The organism is Haloarcula sp. DT43 (assembly GCF_037078405.1).
In the GTDB taxonomy this organism is placed as follows: domain Archaea; phylum Halobacteriota; class Halobacteria; order Halobacteriales; family Haloarculaceae; genus Haloarcula; species Haloarcula brevis.
Genome location: NZ_JAYMGZ010000004.1, coordinates 296,253 through 312,457, shown reverse-complemented (window position 1 = coordinate 312,457; position 16,205 = coordinate 296,253). Strand labels below are relative to the sequence as shown.

At 68.7% G+C, this 16,205-nt stretch carries 16 protein-coding genes and 1 tRNA gene; 6 read left to right on the top strand and 11 right to left on the bottom strand.

What is annotated here, in order from left to right:
- Positions 1 to 91 precede the first annotated feature (91 nt).
- Positions 92 to 2,197 (top strand): acetate--CoA ligase alpha subunit, encoded by a 2,106-nt coding sequence (gene acs, locus VI123_RS16305; protein ID WP_336339118.1) that lies wholly within the window; start codon positions 92 to 94, stop codon positions 2,195 to 2,197.
- Entirely contained in the window at positions 2,194 to 3,270 is a 1,077-nt protein-coding gene (locus VI123_RS16300) for a phosphotransacetylase family protein (protein ID WP_336339117.1), read from the top strand. The genes acs and VI123_RS16300 overlap by 4 nt, the downstream gene beginning before the upstream one ends.
- A gap of 193 nt (positions 3,271 to 3,463) precedes the next feature.
- Here VI123_RS16300 and bioD read toward each other — a convergent pair whose 3' ends face one another.
- The 4 genes from bioD to bioB are packed head-to-tail and all read right to left on the bottom strand — an operon-like array spanning position 3,464 to position 7,598.
- Positions 3,464 to 4,183 (bottom strand): dethiobiotin synthase, encoded by a 720-nt coding sequence (bioD, locus tag VI123_RS16295; protein WP_336339116.1) that lies wholly within the window; start codon positions 4,181 to 4,183, stop codon positions 3,464 to 3,466.
- Positions 4,180 to 5,379 (bottom strand): aminotransferase class I/II-fold pyridoxal phosphate-dependent enzyme, encoded by a 1,200-nt coding sequence (locus VI123_RS16290; RefSeq protein ID WP_336339115.1) that lies wholly within the window; start codon positions 5,377 to 5,379, stop codon positions 4,180 to 4,182. The genes bioD and VI123_RS16290 overlap by 4 nt, the downstream gene beginning before the upstream one ends.
- Before the next feature lie 13 nt (positions 5,380 to 5,392).
- Positions 5,393 to 6,475 carry a saccharopine dehydrogenase family protein gene (locus VI123_RS16285; RefSeq protein WP_336339114.1) on the bottom strand — a complete coding sequence of 361 codons (1,083 nt, stop codon included), beginning with the start codon at positions 6,473 to 6,475 and terminating at the stop codon, positions 5,393 to 5,395.
- Position 6,476: 1 nt separating this feature from the next.
- Positions 6,477 to 7,598 carry a biotin synthase BioB gene (gene bioB / locus VI123_RS16280; RefSeq protein WP_336339113.1) on the bottom strand — a complete coding sequence of 374 codons (1,122 nt, stop codon included), beginning with the start codon at positions 7,596 to 7,598 and terminating at the stop codon, positions 6,477 to 6,479.
- A gap of 97 nt (positions 7,599 to 7,695) precedes the next feature.
- Between bioB and VI123_RS16275 the strand changes: the two genes are divergently transcribed.
- Positions 7,696 to 8,511, top strand: coding sequence for a cytochrome c oxidase subunit 3 (locus VI123_RS16275; protein ID WP_336339112.1), 816 nt, complete (start codon positions 7,696 to 7,698; stop codon positions 8,509 to 8,511).
- A gap of 7 nt (positions 8,512 to 8,518) precedes the next feature.
- Here VI123_RS16275 and VI123_RS16270 read toward each other — a convergent pair whose 3' ends face one another.
- Positions 8,519 to 9,040 carry a hypothetical protein gene (locus VI123_RS16270; RefSeq protein WP_336339111.1) on the bottom strand — a complete coding sequence of 174 codons (522 nt, stop codon included), beginning with the start codon at positions 9,038 to 9,040 and terminating at the stop codon, positions 8,519 to 8,521.
- Positions 9,037 to 11,319 (bottom strand): DUF6789 family protein, encoded by a 2,283-nt coding sequence (locus tag VI123_RS16265; protein ID WP_336339110.1) that lies wholly within the window; start codon positions 11,317 to 11,319, stop codon positions 9,037 to 9,039. The genes VI123_RS16270 and VI123_RS16265 overlap by 4 nt, the downstream gene beginning before the upstream one ends.
- 167 nt (positions 11,320 to 11,486) lie before the next feature.
- On the opposite strand from VI123_RS16265, the gene coxB reads away from it, so the two are divergent.
- Positions 11,487 to 12,209 carry a cytochrome c oxidase subunit II gene (gene coxB / locus VI123_RS16260; RefSeq protein WP_336339109.1) on the top strand — a complete coding sequence of 241 codons (723 nt, stop codon included), beginning with the start codon at positions 11,487 to 11,489 and terminating at the stop codon, positions 12,207 to 12,209.
- A 12-nt stretch (positions 12,210 to 12,221) separates the two neighbouring features.
- Here the strand turns inward: coxB and panB are convergent, their stop codons facing one another.
- Positions 12,222 to 13,031: a 3-methyl-2-oxobutanoate hydroxymethyltransferase gene (panB, locus tag VI123_RS16255; protein WP_336339108.1), complete on the bottom strand. Its 810-nt coding sequence runs from the start codon at positions 13,029 to 13,031 to the stop codon at positions 12,222 to 12,224.
- 88 nt (positions 13,032 to 13,119) lie between these two features.
- Between panB and VI123_RS16250 the strand changes: the two genes are divergently transcribed.
- Entirely contained in the window at positions 13,120 to 13,347 is a 228-nt protein-coding gene (locus VI123_RS16250) for a DUF5822 domain-containing protein (protein ID WP_336339107.1), read from the top strand.
- Here VI123_RS16250 and VI123_RS16245 read toward each other — a convergent pair.
- The 3 genes from VI123_RS16245 to VI123_RS16235 are packed head-to-tail and all read right to left on the bottom strand — an operon-like array spanning position 13,326 to position 15,579.
- Entirely contained in the window at positions 13,326 to 13,868 is a 543-nt protein-coding gene (locus tag VI123_RS16245; protein WP_336339106.1) for an HAD family hydrolase, read from the bottom strand. The genes VI123_RS16250 and VI123_RS16245 overlap by 22 nt on opposite strands.
- A gap of 42 nt (positions 13,869 to 13,910) precedes the next feature.
- On the bottom strand, positions 13,911 to 15,038 hold the full coding sequence (locus tag VI123_RS16240) for an acyl-CoA dehydrogenase family protein (RefSeq protein ID WP_336339105.1): 1,128 nt from the start codon (positions 15,036 to 15,038) through the stop codon (positions 13,911 to 13,913).
- A gap of 37 nt (positions 15,039 to 15,075) precedes the next feature.
- Positions 15,076 to 15,579, bottom strand: a complete 504-nt coding sequence (locus VI123_RS16235) for a helix-turn-helix domain-containing protein (protein ID WP_336339104.1) — start codon at positions 15,577 to 15,579, stop codon at positions 15,076 to 15,078.
- Between the two features lie 131 nt (positions 15,580 to 15,710).
- Here VI123_RS16235 and VI123_RS16230 point away from each other — a divergent pair.
- Positions 15,711 to 15,795, top strand: a tRNA-Leu gene (locus VI123_RS16230).
- 125 nt (positions 15,796 to 15,920) lie between these two features.
- Here the strand turns inward: VI123_RS16230 and VI123_RS16225 are convergent.
- A complete protein-coding gene (locus VI123_RS16225) occupies positions 15,921 to 16,148 on the bottom strand; it encodes a hypothetical protein (RefSeq protein WP_336339103.1) in 228 nt (75 codons plus the stop codon).
- Between the last annotated feature and the right edge of the window lie 57 nt (positions 16,149 to 16,205).

The window sequence follows — 16,205 nt, the reverse complement described above, 5'->3', positions numbered from 1 at the left end:
CGAATCCGCGGTAATGAATCGTCTAGATTCCCGGACGCTGGGAGTTCCCCACAGCTATATTCCGACCCCGGTGTAACCTCCGAGTAGAGGCATGGGACGATTATCGACGTTATTTGCGCCGGAACGTGTCGCAGTGGTCGGGGCGACCGATTCGGAGGGGTCCGTCGGTCACGCGGTCACCACGAACCTGCTCGATTCTTTCACAGGGGAGGTCGTGGCCGTGAACCCGAACAAAGAGACGGTCCTGGGATTGCAGTGTTACGACAGCCTCGCCGACCTCGACGACCCCGCGTCGGTCGACGTGGCCGTCGTCGTGGTGCCGCCGACGGTCGCGGTCGACGTCATCGAGAACGCGGGGGCGGCGGGCATCGAGAACGTGGTGGTCATCACCGCCGGGTTCGGCGAGACCGGCAGTGACGGGGCCGAACGCGAGCGACGGCTCCGCGAGGCGGCCAGCGAGTACGACCTGAACCTGGTCGGTCCCAACAGCCTCGGCGTGATGTCGACGCCCGTCGGACTCAACGCCACCTTCGGCAACGAGATGGCGAACGACGGCGACATCTCCTTCATGAGCCAGTCGGGCGCGTTCATCACTGCGGTGCTAGACTGGGCCGCCGAGCGCGACGTGGGGTTCAAGGACATCGTCTCCCTGGGGAACAAGGCGGTGCTAGACGAGAGCGACTTCGTCGCCGAGTGGGGCGACGACCCCGACACCGACGTCATTCTGGGCTATCTCGAAGACATCAACGACGGCTCCTCGTTCGTCCAGACGGCCCGTGAAGTGACACAGGACACACCGATTGTCCTCGTCAAGTCCGGCCGCACGGACGCGGGCGCGAGCGCGGCGGCCTCCCACACCGGCGCGATGGCGGGGTCCGAGCGGGCCTACGAAGCGGGCCTGGACAAGGCCGGGACGCTCCGCGTCGAGTCCGTCCAGGAGCTGTTCGACTACGCCCAGATTCTCGCCGGCCAGCCGCTCCCGGAGGGCGACGACATCGCCATCGTCACGAACGCGGGCGGGCCCGGCGTGATGACGACCGACGCCGTCGGGGACTCGGGCCTGAACCTCGCGCAGTTCGGCGACGAGACGTTCTCCCGGCTCCGCGAGGAGATGCCCGACGAGGCGAACATCTACAACCCGGTCGACATCATCGGGGACGCCCCGGCGGAGCGGTTCGAGACGGCGCTGGAGACGGTGCTGGCCGACGACGGCGTCTCGATGGCCGTGGTCGTCGCCTGTCCGACGGCGGTGCTGTCCTTCGAGGAGCTCGCCGAGAGCGTCGTCGAACAACAGGAGCGGTTCGGGAAGCCCGTCGCGGCGACGCTGATGGGCGGGAAGTCGGTCGATGCCGGCGCGTCGGTCCTCAGCGAAGCGGGCGTCCCGAACTACTTCGACCCGGCGCGGGCCGTCGGGGGCCTGGACGCGCTCAGGCGCTACCGGGAAATCAAGGCGACCGAATACGACGAGCCGACGACCTTCGACGTGGACCGCGAGCGCGCCCGCGAGGTGCTCGAATCCGGTGCCCGGCGGGGGTCGAACCGGCTCGGCGTTGAGGCGATGGAACTGCTCGACGCCTACGGGATTCCGACGCCCCAAGGCGAGGTCGTCTCCTCGCCCGTCGAGGCGGAGGCTGTCGCCGAGGAGGTCGGCGACGACGTGGTCATGAAAATCGTCAGCCCGGACATCCTCCACAAGTCAGACATCGGCGGCGTCGAGGTCGGCGTCCCGGTCGAGGACGTCCGCGACACCTACGAGGACCTCGTCGTCAGAGCGCGAAACTACCAGGAGGACGCGACGATTCTCGGCGTCCAGGTGCAGGAGATGGTCGACCTCGACGCCGGCGTCGAGACGATTCTCGGGATGAACCGCGACCCGCAGTTCGGCCCGCTGCTGTTGTTCGGACTCGGCGGCATCTTCGTCGAGGTGCTCGAAGACAACACGGTCAGCGTCGCCCCCGTCAGCGAGAACGAGGCGAAGGGGATGCTCGACGACATCGACTCAGCGCCGCTGTTGCGCGGCGCGCGGGGCCGCGACCCAGTCGACGAGGCCACGCTGGTCGAGACCATCCAGCGGCTCTCGCAACTCGTCACTGACTTCCCCGCTATCGTCGAACTGGACATCAACCCCCTCGTCGCGACGCCCGACGGGGTGCAGGCGGTCGACCTGCGGCTAACCCTCGACCAGGAGCAACTATGACCGACACGAACACGCTACTCGTCACGTCAACGGAGGAAGGTATCGGCAAGACGGCAATCACGCTCGCGCTGGCGACACGCGCCCACGACGCGGGCTACGACGTCGGCTACATGAAGCCCAAGGGGACGCGACTGCGGAGCGCGGTCGGCAAGACGCGGGACGAGGACCCGATGCTCGCCCGCGAACTGCTCGGCCTCGAGACCGACCTCCACGAGATGGAGCCCATCGTCTATTCGCCGACGTTCATCCAGGAGGCCATCCGCGGGCGCGAGGACCCCGACGACCTCCGTGAGCGACTGCAAGAGAGCATCGAGACGTGTTCGGACGGAAACGACCTGCTCCTCGTCGAGGGGAGCAGCGACCTGGCGACCGGGAGCATCGTCGACCTCACCGATGTCGACATCGCGGAGCTGCTGGACGCCCGCGTGCTGTTAGTCACCGGCTACGACACGCCGAGCGACACCGACGAGATTCTGTCCACGGCCCGGGCCATCGGCGACCGGCTCGACGGGGTGCTGTTCAACGGGATTACCGACGCGACGGTGGACGAACTCGCCGACGACGTGGTCCCGTTCCTCGAAAGCGAGGGGATACCGGTCCACGGAATCCTGCCCCGCGACCGCTCGCTGGCCGGCGTTACCGTCGCCGACCTCGCGCGGAGCCTCGGCGCGGACATCCTCACCGGCGACGCCAACACCGACGTCCACGTCGAGCGGTTCAGCGTCGGCGCGATGAGCGGCAGCAGCGCGCTGGAACGCTTCCGCCGCACCCGCGACGCCGTCGTCGTCACCGGCGGCGACCGCTCGGAGGTCCAGACCGCGGCCCTCGAAGCGTCCGGTATCAAGGCGCTACTCCTCACCGGCGGGTTCCAGCCCGCCAGCGCGGTCATCGGGCAGGCGGCCGACCGGAACATCCCGGTCCTGTCGGTGCAGTCGGATACCCGGACCACGATAGACCGGGTCGAGGAGGTGCTCCGGACCGGGCAGACGCGCAACGAGGCCACGGTCGAGCGTATGCGGACGCTACTCGACGACGGCGTCGACGTCGAATCGCTGCTGTCAATCGACCTGTAGCACCCTCGTTTCGGCTGGGCAGTAGCCCGTTCCTAACGATGCACACCACCGCAGCAGCCCGAAATCTCCAGCTGAAACGTGCCCTACTATTTTAGTGGTCGGTAATCAACTGTCGGATGGAGCCTCACTGGCTCCGTAGTGTCACACGACGGGAGGAGACTCCCGTTCTATCCCCTTAGTTCCACGCCGACAGCTACCGCTCGATAGCCGGCCGCAAGACCGACGCCGGGAGGTGCGTTCTGACGCCGTCGACCACGCTGTCTGCCGAATCGGTGTCCAGCGGCGGGACGGGCCAGACGGCGCAGTCGGCCATCCGCTCGATGGCGGCTGGGTTCGTCCGCTCGGCGGTCGTCGCGCCCTCGTACTCGTTGAGGACGACGCCGACGACCGGAACTCCTCGTCGGCGGAGCGCCCGGACCGTCAGCGCCGTGTGGTTGAGCGTCCCCAGCCCCGAGCGGGCGACGACCAGCGCCGGGAGGCCGACGTCCGCGACGAGGTCGATAACCTCCCGGCCGTCCGCGAGCGGGACACACAGCCCGCCGATGCCCTCGACGACCGCCGTCTCGCGTTCCGCGACGGCGTCGGCGACGCCGGCCCGGATAGTCTCGTAGGAGAGCGCGGCGTCGGATTCCCTCGCGGCCACCTCGGGAGCCAGCGGCGGCGAGAGCCGCTCCAGACAGACCGCGGCACCGGGTGTGCCACAGACTGTTTCGACGTAGGCCGCGTCGTCGTCCGGCGGATACCCGGTCTGGCAGGGCTTGACCGCGACCGCGTCGGTCCCCGCCGCCCGCAGCCAGCCCGTCAGCCCGGCGGTCACGACCGTCTTGCCGACGCCGGTGTCGGTGCCGACGACGAACACGCCGTCCTCGTCGACGTGCCCGGTCGCGCGCTCCGTGGCCGGCCGCTCGCTCACAGCACGCCCACCTCCCTGCCCGTGGCCCGGAAGGCGTCCAGACACTGCGCGATGTCGTCGGCGGTGTGGGTCGCCATCGGCGCGACCCGGAGACGTGAGGCCCCTTCCGGCACCGTCGGCGGCCTGATGGCCGGGGCGACGACGCCGTGGTCGCGCAATCGGTCGGCCAGTTCGATGGCGTCCCCGCGGTCGCCCACGACCACCGGCAGGATGTGCGTCTCGCCGAACACCTCGTAGCCCATCGTCTCCAGACCGTCACGGAGCGTCGCCACCGTGTCCCAGAGGTCGTCGGCGCGGTCGGTCTCGCGGGCGATGCGCAGCGCTTCGCGGGCCGCCGCGGCGCTGGGCGGGGACAGCCCGGTCGAGAAGACGAACGACCGGGCGGCGTTCAGCAGGTACTCCACGAGCGCCTCGTCGCCGGCGACGTAGCCGCCCTGGCTCGCCAGCGCCTTCGAGAGCGTCCCCAGTTGCACGTCGACGCGGTCGCTCAGCCCCTCGCGCTGGACGATTCCGCCGCCCGCGCCGAACAGCCCGGTCGCGTGGGCCTCGTCGACCATCACCCACGCGCCGAACTCCCTGGCGGCGTCACAGACGGCCGACAGCGGCGCGACGTCGCCGTCCATCGAGAACACCGAGTCGGTGACCACGAGCCACTGTTCGCTCTCGTCCGCGCCGGCCGCCCGCCGTTCCATCTCCGCCCGCAGGTCGTCGGCGTCGCAGTGGTCGTACACCACCGTCTCGCTCGCCCCGATGCGACAGCCGTCGATAATCGAGGCGTGGTTCAGTTCGTCGGAAAAGACCACGTCCGGGGCCAGCGCGTCGATGGTCCCGACGTTCGCGGCGTAGCCCGAGGAAAAAACGAGCGCGCGCTCCGCCCCCTTGCAGGTCGCGAGGTCCCGCTCCAGCGCCCGGTGGACGCGCGTGTCGCCGATGACTAGCCGTGAGGCCCCCGCGCCGGTGCCGACGGTCCGCGCGCCCAGTTCAGCCGCTCGCTGGACCCGGGCGTCGTCGGCCAGTCCGAGATAGTTGTTCGACGCGAAGACCAGCATCTCGTCGCCGAAGGCCGGAGCTCCGCCTTTCGGGTCGTCGGCGAACCGGGTCTGTGGGGCGACCGATTCGGCGACCTCCAGATGCCGCCGGAGGTCGCGGTCCTCGCGCTGGTCGAGTCGCCGTTCGAGGTCGAAGCCGTGCGTCATGGCACCGGCCGGCTCAGAACCCTGGCATGAGGTCGGCGGGGCCGAACACGCCGTAGTGGCCCGCGCGGTTGTTGCGGACGCCTGCCTCCAGGTAGCCAAGCGCCGGGCCGTTGACGTTCGCCTCCATGCTGGTCGCGTCGTCGAGCTGGAAGGTGTTCGTCCCCCGCTCTCCGTCGAAGGTCGTCCCCGTCACGCTGACCGTCGTGGTCGTCGGCTTCTCGTCGGAGCGCACGTCGAGAACGCCGCCGACGTGGACGTCCTCGGCGTCGCAGATGCCCGCCCGCTCCAGCAACACGTCGTCGGCGTGCTCCATGTCGTGGAACTCCAGCACGCCGTCGTGCTCGTCGATCAGCGCTTCGATCTCGTCTTCGCTCATCTCGCGGGCCGTCTCGATGTCGTAGCCGTCCAGGTGAGCGATGTCCTCGCGGACGGTCCCGCGGTTGTCCTCGTAACCGGACTTGAGACCGACGCCCCACCAGATTTCGACCTCCTCGACCTCGACGAACGACTGGGCGGCCAGCGCGGCCGCGCCGGTCAGGAAGCCAGGCGTCGCGCCCGCCCCGCAGACGAACGTGATGCCCGACTCTTTCAGTGTCTCCTCGCGGTCGTCGAGCATCCCGATGACGCGGGAGCGTTTGAGCACGTCGACGAGGACGCCCTCGTAGTCCGCCTCGGCGAACCGCTCGGCGACGCGCGGGATGAAGTCGTGTTCGAGGTTCGGGAGCGCGACGAGCACGGCGTCGATAGCGTCGCTCTCCGCGATGACGTCGTCGATGGGCGTCTCCGTGGGTTCGCCCTGTTCGCTGGCGACGACGCCGTCCTGTTCCCCGTGCTGTTTGACGCCGTCGGCTTTGGCGGCGGCCGCGCCGCCGTCGGTCGCAACGTCGCCGTCGGGGCCGTCGTCTCGCGGCCCGCTCGCAATATTACCTTCCGTGGCTTCCAGCAACTCGTCCACGTCGAGTCCGTCGTGGTCGACGGCCACGCCGTTGCGGTCACACGCCGCGACCGGCGTGAGCCCGTCCTTGTGTCGCGACACGTCGAGCGTTCGTCGGCCGATGCCACCCGTTCCGAGCACCGCAAAGCGTATGTCGTCCATATCAATCGTCGGATTTGAGTTCCGCGTTGCTCTGTGCCGAGCCGGCAGCTGTCTCCGTCTCGGTCTCTGCCTCGTCGCTCGCTCGTTCCTTGACCGCCTCGGGGTCGAAGTCGTTGGCTTCGGTGTTGGGCTCCAGTCCGGCCGCCTCGACGATTTCGAGGTCGTCGGCCGCCGTCTGGCCCTCCGTCGTGAGGTAGTCGCCGGTGAGGATGCCGTCCGCGCCGGCCTCCAGCGCGGCCACCTGCCCGTCCGTGTCGAGGTTCACCTCGCGCCCGCCTGTCAGGCGCACGCGGGCCTCCGGGTGGAGGAGCCGATAGACGGCGATGGTCTCGACGACTTCCTCGGTCGTGATGTCGGGAAGCCCGCGTTCGGCCATCGGTGTCCCCGCCACCGGATTCAGGATGTTGACCGGAAGCGAGGAGATGCCGATGTCCTGCAGAGCCATCGCCGCGTCGACCCTGTCGGTCGGCGACTCGCCCATGCCGAGGATGACCCCGGCACAGAGGTCCATGCCGGCCGCCTTGGCTACCCGGAGCGTCTCGACCCGCTTCTCGAAGGTGTGGGTCTGGACCACCTCCGGGAAGTACCGCGGCGAGGTCTCGATGTTGTGATTGTAGTGGTTGAGCCCCTCGTCTGCCAGGATGGCGGCCTCCTCCTCCGTGAGGATGCCGAGGCTGGCGTCGACCTCTACGTCCGTCTCGTCGCGCACGAGGCGGATGGCTTCGAGGACTTCGTCCCACTCCTCGGGGCGGTTCTCCTTCGAGACGCCCTTCTCGGCGACGACGATACCGAACCGCTGTGCGCCGTCGCGCTCGGCCCGCTGTGCGGCCTCCAGTATCTTCTCCGGGCCGAGGAAGCCGTAGTTGTCGATGCCGGTGTCGAAGTGGACCGACTGGGCGCAGAAGCCACAGTCCTCCGCGCAGTTGCCGGCTTTGGCGTTTACGATTGAACACGCGTCGACCGTGTCGTCGCCCAGTCGCGTGCGGACGTAGTCGGCCCCGGCCGCCAGGTCGTCGACCGGCTGTGCGATGAGTGCCAGCCCGTCCCGGCGGTCGAGGCGCTCGCCGTCCAGCACGCGGGCGACGGCGTCGTCTACCGTTCGGTTGCCCGTCTCGTAAACCACATTTCCGGTGTCGGTTGACGACAGGATAAAGATTCGGGTGGGGTGGCGGTGTCGGTCCGGGGGTACCGTTTTACCGGACCCGGTGCTACGCGTTCGCATGGCCGGGTCGACGGAGTCGGCGACCGAACGCGCCGGCGAGGACGGGCACGAGCATCGGAGCCGATGGCCGCTGGTGGCTGCAGTCGGCGCTGCCTCGCTGTATCTGGGCGTCGGACTGGTGTTCGTCGGGCTCGACCTGGTTCCGACCGTCGTCCCGATTGTCCTCGGCGGTGCTGGTGCGATTGGCTTGCTGGCCGGGCTCGCCGGCTGGGCCAACGAGGCGTTCGTCGCGGACTACCTGCAGGGACGGGCGGACTCCAGCGCAGACCTGTACACCACGACGATGGTCCTGTTTCTCGTCTCCGACGTGGCGACGTTCGCCGCCGGCTTCGTCTACTATGCCTTCATCCGGACCGGGTCGTGGCCGCCGGCCCACCTCCCGCCGCTGCTCGGCTCGCTCGTGGTCGTCAACACGGCGCTATTGCTCGCCAGCAGCGTGACGCTCCACTACGGGCACGAGGCGCTCGAAGACGGGAACCGGGAGCGGTTCCTCGGCCTCCTCGGGGCGACGCTCGCGCTCGGCGTCGTCTTCCTCGGCGGGCAGGTGTACGAGTACTACGAGTTCGTCGCCGTGGAGGGCTTTGGCATCGGGTCGGGCTCGTTCGGGAGCGCGTTCTACGGCTTGACCGGCCTCCACGGCCTCCACGTCGCGCTGGGCGTCCTGCTGCTCGCCATCGCCTTTGGCCGCGCGCTCCGGGGCCACTACGCGCCCGAACGGGACACCGCTATCCGGACCACGTCGCTGTACTGGCACTTCGTCGACCTGGTGTGGGTGTTCCTCGTCGTCGTCCTGTACGTCGGCGCGGCGCTGTGACCCGGCGTTACTCCGACCGACCGGCCCGTTGTTCCAGCCGCACCAGCCGCCGGTACAGCGGGGGGGCCAGGACGCCCAGGAACCCGAGTGCGATGGCGAACACGCCCAGCGGGAACTGCAGCGGCGCGGCCGCGAAACAGGTGTTCTCGGCGACGATGGTCACGTAGTACTCCTCGCCCTCGTAGGAGACAATCGCCCCGCGACGGAAGGCGTCGGCGTTGGGCACGCTACCGACGACCTGCTCCTCGCCGACCGGGTCGGCTATCGCCGCCCGGAACCCCTCCTGTTCGGCGGTCGAGAGGTCCGCGAAGGCCAGTCGCGGGAGCCGCGGGCGCTCGTCCCCGCCGAACCGCTCGGCCGTCTCCGCCGGCGATTCGACGCCGATAGTCGGGTTCCCGCAGTTCTCCAGGTCCGGTTCGACGAGCGCGTACCCGCCGGGCACGGCTCCGGCGATGCCGACCGCGATGAGGAGGACGCCGACGAAGGGCGCGAGGTACTGGAAGACGAACGAGTCGGCACCGGCGCTCATCCGTCCGAGCCCCCGCGGTTACGGAGCGCCTCGTCGGACTTGAGGTACTGGAAGGTTACGGTCAGCCCGATGCCGTACGCCCAGTGGGAGACGACGACGAAGGTGAGGTATCCGACGAACGCGAGCCCGCTCTGGCCGGTGTAGAAGGCGATGGCGAACCCGCTTGAGATGAGCGTGGCGAACACCAGCCCGGTCTCGAACAGCAGGCGGCCGGGGAGATACTCCGAGAACGCCAGGAACAGCAGCGGCCAGGTGACAGTGCCCCCGACGAGGAACAGGACCGCGCCGAGGGCGGGGCTCGCGGGCAGCCCGACCAGTTCGGCGATTTCGCCGAAGGAGACGGGGTCGAGGACGCCGATGAGTATCGCGGTGCCGAGGCCGCCGGACATCAGGACGGTCCCGACGAACCCGCCCGCGGCGGCCATCCAGGCGTTCCGCGAGACGGTCTGGGCGACGGTGCCGACGCCGCCGGCGAGTCCGGTCGGTTCCCCCTCCGGCGCGTAGGAGCGCCGCGTCGTCTCGGGCTCTGTCGGCTCCACGTCGTACTTCTCTACCATCCGCCGCTCGAACCACTGCCACTCGCGGGTGAACTGGTTCGTCGCCTTCAGGCCCCACGGGTCCGTCGTCGTCACGGGCGTGCCCCGCCAGTACGAGACGAGCATGTTGTACAGCCACAGCAGGGCGCTCAGCCCGATGACGTAGCCGCCCACCGTCGCAATCTGCTGGGCGAACTGGTACTCCGGCGGGTAGATGGCCTGTCGCCGCGGCAGTCCCAGCCCGCCGATGACCAGCAGCGTCATGAACGTCACGAACGAGCCGAAGACGATGAGCAGGGACTGGAACCGCGCCAGCCGCGTGTCGTACCACCGACCGGTGATGAGCGGGTACCAGTAGTAGCTCGCGGCAATCATCAGGAACGGGATGATGCCGACGACGATGAGGTGGAAGTGGCCGACGACGTAGTAGGTCCCGTGGTAGAGGATGTCGATGGGGATGACCGCGAGGAACACGCCGGTGACGCCCCCGACGATGAACGTCCCGATGCCGCCGGCACAGAGGATGAAGGGCGCGGTCAGGCGGATGTCTCCCTCCCACATCGTCGTAATCCAGTTGAACACCTTGATGGCGCTGGGGACGGCGATGGCGATGGAGACGGCCATGAAGGAGAGCTTGACCCGCGGGTCCGCGCTCGTCGTGAACATGTGGTGAGCCCAGACGCCAAAGGAGAGGACGCCGAGCCCGAGCGTCGAGTAGACGATGAACTGGTAGCCGAACAGTTTGCGGCCGACGAACTTCGGCAGGATGAGGCTCATCAGCCCCGTCGCCGGGAGGAAGAGGATGTACACTTCGGGATGGCCCCAGAACCAGAACAGGTGTTGCCAGAGGATGGCTCCGCCGCCCTCAGTGGCGAAGAAGGCCGTCCCGAGGTTCCGGTCGAGCAGGAGCATCACGAGCGCGCTCCCCAGCAGCGGGAACGCGAACAGCGCGATGCCGCTCGTCACGACCATGTTCCACGAGAAGATGTCGAGGTTTGCCCAGGTGACGCCCTCGCCGCGCTCGTACACCACCGTCGTGATGAAGTTGATGGCCCCGACCGTCGTGGCGATGCCGGAGAGGTGCAGGCCGAGCAACAGCAGGTCAATCTGTGGGTTCGGTTGCTGGACCGACAGCGGGGCGTACAGCGTCCAGCCGACGCTGACCTCCCGCATCGTGAGGAAAAACCGGATGGCCTCCGCCGGGAGCATCAGGTTCAGCACCTGTCCCAGCACCTGAATCAGGAGCCCCATCCGGACGAGGATGAGCGCCGGGGGCAGGAGCCAGAACCCGACGGCGTTGACCCGCGGGAACGCCATGTCGTCGGCCCCGATGAGCAGCGGCAGGACGTAGTTCCCGATGCCGAAGAAGACCGGCAGGACGAAGAATATCAGCATCGTCAGGCCGTGGGTGGTAAACAGCGCGTTGTAGGTCTCCGGCGTCCAGATGTCCGCCGGCGGCGTCAGCAGTTCCGTCCGGAGCATCATCGCGTCGACGCCGCCCCACAGGCCGGCGGCCGTGCCGAAGAAGATGTACAACAGCCCGATGTCCCGGTGGTCCGTCGTCGTCAGCCAGCGGTACACCTCGGACTGCACCCGGCCGATTTCGAACTCGATTTCCTCCCGCGTCGTGTACCCGCCGTCGCTCTCCGGGCGGGCCGCCCGCCGCTCCCGGACCCACACGAGACCCACTGCCAGCGCCAGCACGGCCAGGGCGGACCCCTCGACGATAGCCCTGTTCAGCATCTGTCTGTGACTCGGCGTGCCGGGACGAGTGCTCGGTCCGTCATGCGATACGTTACCAACCACTGACACGCCCACGGCCATAAAACTACGCTGGGCCGGGTGCGGTCGCCGGCCGACCGCCCGGCTTTGGGCAAACTATTTGACATGGGGATTGGTACGCTGTGACAATGCGTCTCCGACGACGCCTCGTTCGCGCGGCTCTCCTCGTCGGCGGGCTCGTGATGCTGGCCGCGCCGGTCGCGGCGCAGTCGGTCAACAGGGCGGCCATCGACGAACTCAACGCCCAGCTCCTCTACGTCGCCCTCCCGCTGACGCTGTTCGTCGAACTCACGCTCGTGTACGCCATCTACCGGTTCCGGGACAACGACGACCCGCGGCCGACGGTCGACGACCCCGCCCTGGAGGTGACCTGGACGGCCGCGACCGGCGCGATACTCGTCTTCGTCGGCATCTCGGCGTTCGTGGTGATGGCGAACCCCTACATCACGCCCGCGGCGGCTCAGGCCTCGGCCGACGGGACCGACGCCTTCGCGGACGATACGGAGATAGACGTGCTCGCCTACCAGTGGGGCTGGGAGTTCTCCTACGGCGAGGCCAACGTCACGACGGAGGAGCGCCTCGTCGTCCCGGCCGACGAGAACGTCACCTTCAGGCTGCGGACGACGGACGTGATACACGCCATTTACATCCCCCGACTGGGCGTCAAACAGGACATCTTCCCCGGCCGGACGATGACGGCCCGAACCCGCGCGACCGAGCCCGGCGAGTACCGGCTGTACTGCGCCGAGATGTGCGGGGCCGGCCACAGCAAGATGGACGCCACCGTCGTCGTCAAGAACCAATCGGCCTACGACGCCTGGCTGGCGAACCAGACGGCCACGGCGGGCTGAGTCTCCCCGCGCTCAGTACAGGTCGTCGAGTTCGTCCTCGGTGTGGCTGTGGGACTCCGCCGGGAACGCGCCGGACTCGACGGCGTCGATGTACTCGTCGACGGCGTCGGCGACCTCGCCGCGGACGTCGCCGAACTGCTCGGCGAAGGGCGGGCTGGACGCCGAGAGGCCGACCACGTCGGTGAACACGAGCACCTGGCCGTCGCAGTCGCCGCCGGCCCCGATGCCGATTGTCGGGATGTCGACGGCCTCGGTGACCTGGCCGGCGAGGTTCGCCGGGACGTGTTCGAGTACCAGCGCGAACGCGCCGGCGGCCTCGTGCTCGCGGGCGAGGTCGAGGATTTCCTCGGCCTCGGCGCGGTCGGTCGCCTGTCTGGTGTAGCCGGTCTGGTTCACGCTCTGGGGCGTGAGCCCGAGGTGGGCCATCGTCGGGATGCCCAGGTCCGTCAGCCGCTCCGTCAGGTCGACCGTGTGCGGGCCGGATTCGAGCTTGACCGCGTTCGCCCCCTCCTCTTTCAGCATCCGCCCGCAGTTCCGGACGCTCTCGCCCTCGTCCGCGCCGAAAGAGAGGAACGGCATGTCGGCGACGACGAGGGCGTCGTCTGCGCCGCGTGCCACCGCGCCGACCCGGGAGGCCATCTCGTCGAGCGTGACCGGGAGCGTGTCGTCGTGGCCGAGGACGGCGTTGCCCATGCTGTCGCCCACGAGAATGACGTCGACACCGGTGTCGTCGACGATGCTCGCGGTGACAGCGTCGTACGCCGTCAGCATCGTTATCGGCTCCTCGCCAGCCATCGCCTGCAGGTCCCGGACCGTTGGCATATCCGTGCGGGGGCGCGCCGGCGACTTACCTGTTCGGATTGTGCGGGAAACCGCAAGGTGCTTGCCCCAGCTAGAAGTAACATCGGCCGTGCCAACAGTCGAGAAGACGGACCCGGACGGCGTGGACTTCGGGTGGGTGATGCAGGTCACGTTCGTGACGACGATTCTCGTCGGGTCGCCGCTCGTCGTCCTCGCGTCGACCGCGGTCACGCTCCCGACCTGGACCGCGCGGGCGACGTTCGCGGTCCGCGTCGGCGCGCTCGTCTGGTTCCTGACGGCCGTCTGCGTCTACGCCTACGCCCGGTACCGGGACTGATCGAACTCGTTCGCCCACTCGAACGCCATCCCGGCCCGCCGGGCGGCCGTCGCGTCGCTCTCGGAGTCGCCGACGAACACCGCCGCGGCCGGGTCGACGCCGAGTTCCGCGGCAATCGCCAGCAGCCCCTCCGGGTCCGGCTTCGACGACCCGACGGTATCGCGGCCCACGACCGGCCCGACGTAGTCGTCGAGGTCGTGGACCGTCAGCGCCACCCGACACGCCGCCTCGGCGTTGAGCGAACAGATGCCGACGGGAACGGTGTGGGGGAGGCCGTCGGCCAGCGGGAGCCGCTCCGACTCGTGTGCCCCGGTCCGCTCGTGGTCGGTAATCGCTGCTTCGACGGCCTCGCGGTGACCGACCTCCGAGGACAGCCGCAACATCTCCCAGAGGTCGCGGCGCTCCGGGTCGACGTCGCGGTCCCGCAGGACCGTCGCAACGTCGCTGGTCACCCGCTCCCAGTCGACGGCCAGCCTGACGAGCGTCCCGTCGAGGTCGTAGATGACGGCGTCGTGAGTCACACGGCGTAGTAGGGCCGACGCCCGCAAAACCGCTTCGCCCCGTCACTCCAGCAGGTCCCGCGCGACGATGTTCCGCTGTATCTCGCTGGTCCCCTCGTAGATGGTCGTCACCTTCGCGTCGCGGTAGAGTCGCTCGACGGGGTAGTCGGTCGTGTACCCGTAGCCGCCGTGAATCTGAACCGCCTCGTTTGCCGCCTCGACCGCCGCCTCGCTGGCGAAGTACTTCGCCATGCTCGCCGCCGCCCTCGCCTGTTCCCCCCGCTCTAGCCGCTCGGCGGCGTCCCGCGTCAGCAGCCGCGCCGCCTGCACGTCCGTCGCCATGTCCGCGAGCTTGTGCCGAATCGCCTGGAACTCGCCGATGGGGCGGTCGAACTGCTCGCGCTCTTCGGCGTAGTCGAGGGCCTCGTCGAGCGCCGACTGGGCGAGACCGACAGCCTGTGCGGCGATGGCGACCCGGCCGGTGGTCAGGACCGACAGCGCCGCGGCCAGCCCCTCTCCCTCGGCCGTCAGCCGGTAGCGCTCGGGGACCCGGACGCCGTCGAACTGGAGCGGCGTCGTGTCGCTCGCGCGGAGGCCGAGCTTGTCCTCCTTCTCGCCGGCGGTGAGCCCCGCGGCGTCTTTCGGGACGAGAAACTGCGTTATCGAGTCGGGGTCCTCGGGGTCGGTCTTCGCGAAGACGATGACGACGCCGGAGCGCTGGCCGTTGGTTATCCACTGCTTCTCGCCGTCGATGACGTACCCGTCGCCGTCGCGGCGGGCGGTGGTCGACAGCTCCCGCGGGTTCGACCCAGCCTGTGGCTCCGAGAGCGCGAACGCGCCGACCGGGCGGCCGTCGACCATCTCCGGGAGCCAGTCGTCCCGGACCGCCTCGGAGCCGAACTGCGCGATACAGGCGGTCGCCAGGCAGTGGACCGACAGCGCCGTCGCTACCGCCAGCGAGCCGTGGGCCAGTTCCTCGTTGACGAGCGCGTAGGTCGTCTCGTCCGCGTCGAAACCGCCGTACTCGGTGGGTGTCGTCAGCCCGGTGACGCCGATGTCCGCGAGGCCGTCCCAGCAGTCTTCGGGGAAGGACTGCTCGCGGTCTGCGTCGGCGGCGCTTGGACGGACGTCCTCGACGGCGAACTCACGGACGGTGTCGCGGATGGCGCGCTGCTCGGCGGAGAGGTCCATACCGGCCGTTAGGTCGGAGCCGGCAAAATGTTCTGGGTCAGTTGGACTCGACGAGGTCGACGTCGAGGTACTCCTCCAGGGCCTTGATGGTCGAGCCGCCGACGTTCGCCTGCGTCGCCCGGCCCTGCTCGACGGCGAGGATGTCCGCCTCTGCCTGGTCGAGTTCCTCGGCGAGTTCCTCCGTCTGGAGGCCCGCCGCCTGGCGCGCCTCCGTCACGCGCTCGCCGTACTTGCTGACCAGGTACGGGAGCTGGTCGTCGTCGTAGTCGGCACCGTCCTCCCAGTGAGAGGTGTCGGCCTTCTGTGCGTCCTGCATCTTCGCCGCGTTCTGTGCGGCTTTGCGCTTCCGGTTCTCCCCGTCGCGTGAACTGTCACTCCCCGTCGCTCGGTCGTGTTCCCCGTGGTCCCGCGCACAGCTCTCACACACCTGCAGGGTCGCACCAGCGACGTTAGCGGTCTGGAGGTCGCCGCCGTCGCTACCGCAGAGCTCACAGCTCCCGCCGGCGCTGTCGCCGCCACTGCCGGTCGAGTATTTGGCCATGCCCCCCGTAGCGGTTTCGTCGTATTTCAAACGTCCGGTTCGAGAGAGTGACACACCCTCTCGGGGCGCGCCCAAACGAAAGCGCTTTTATTGACCCACCGGGAACGATTGAATGCACTAAGCGAGAGCGCGCGTGGGTAGCCAAGCCAGGCCAACGGCGCAGCGTTGAGGGCGCTGTCCCGTAGGGGTCCGCCGGTTCGAATCCGGTCCCACGCACTCTCTGAGTGCAGGTGCATTCCCTTGGGACTGCACCCACGCAAACTTACTTCGGACGCGACGCTTCCAGACCGTAGTCTGTCCGCCGGCGATAACCGATAGCACCGAGCGAGCCGACGCCTCGCTCACCGCAGCTCGTCGAGCGCGATAGCGTGGTCGATGTCGACCGAAATCCAGTGGGTCGGGAGCTCCTCGTCCCGGTCGCTGAAGACGGTGAGCTCCGTCGGGTTCTCCGCGTCGTCGACCGCGTAGTCGAAACGGGCCGGTCCTGCGGGGCGAGCAGACACGTCACGGAGTGGGTCGTACACTGACATCGTCGGTCCCTCACGTAGTACGTCGGGGACACGCCCCATAAGGAGCGGTCGTGATTCCTGGCCCGTGAGAATCTGCCCGGCGGCTGCGAACCGACG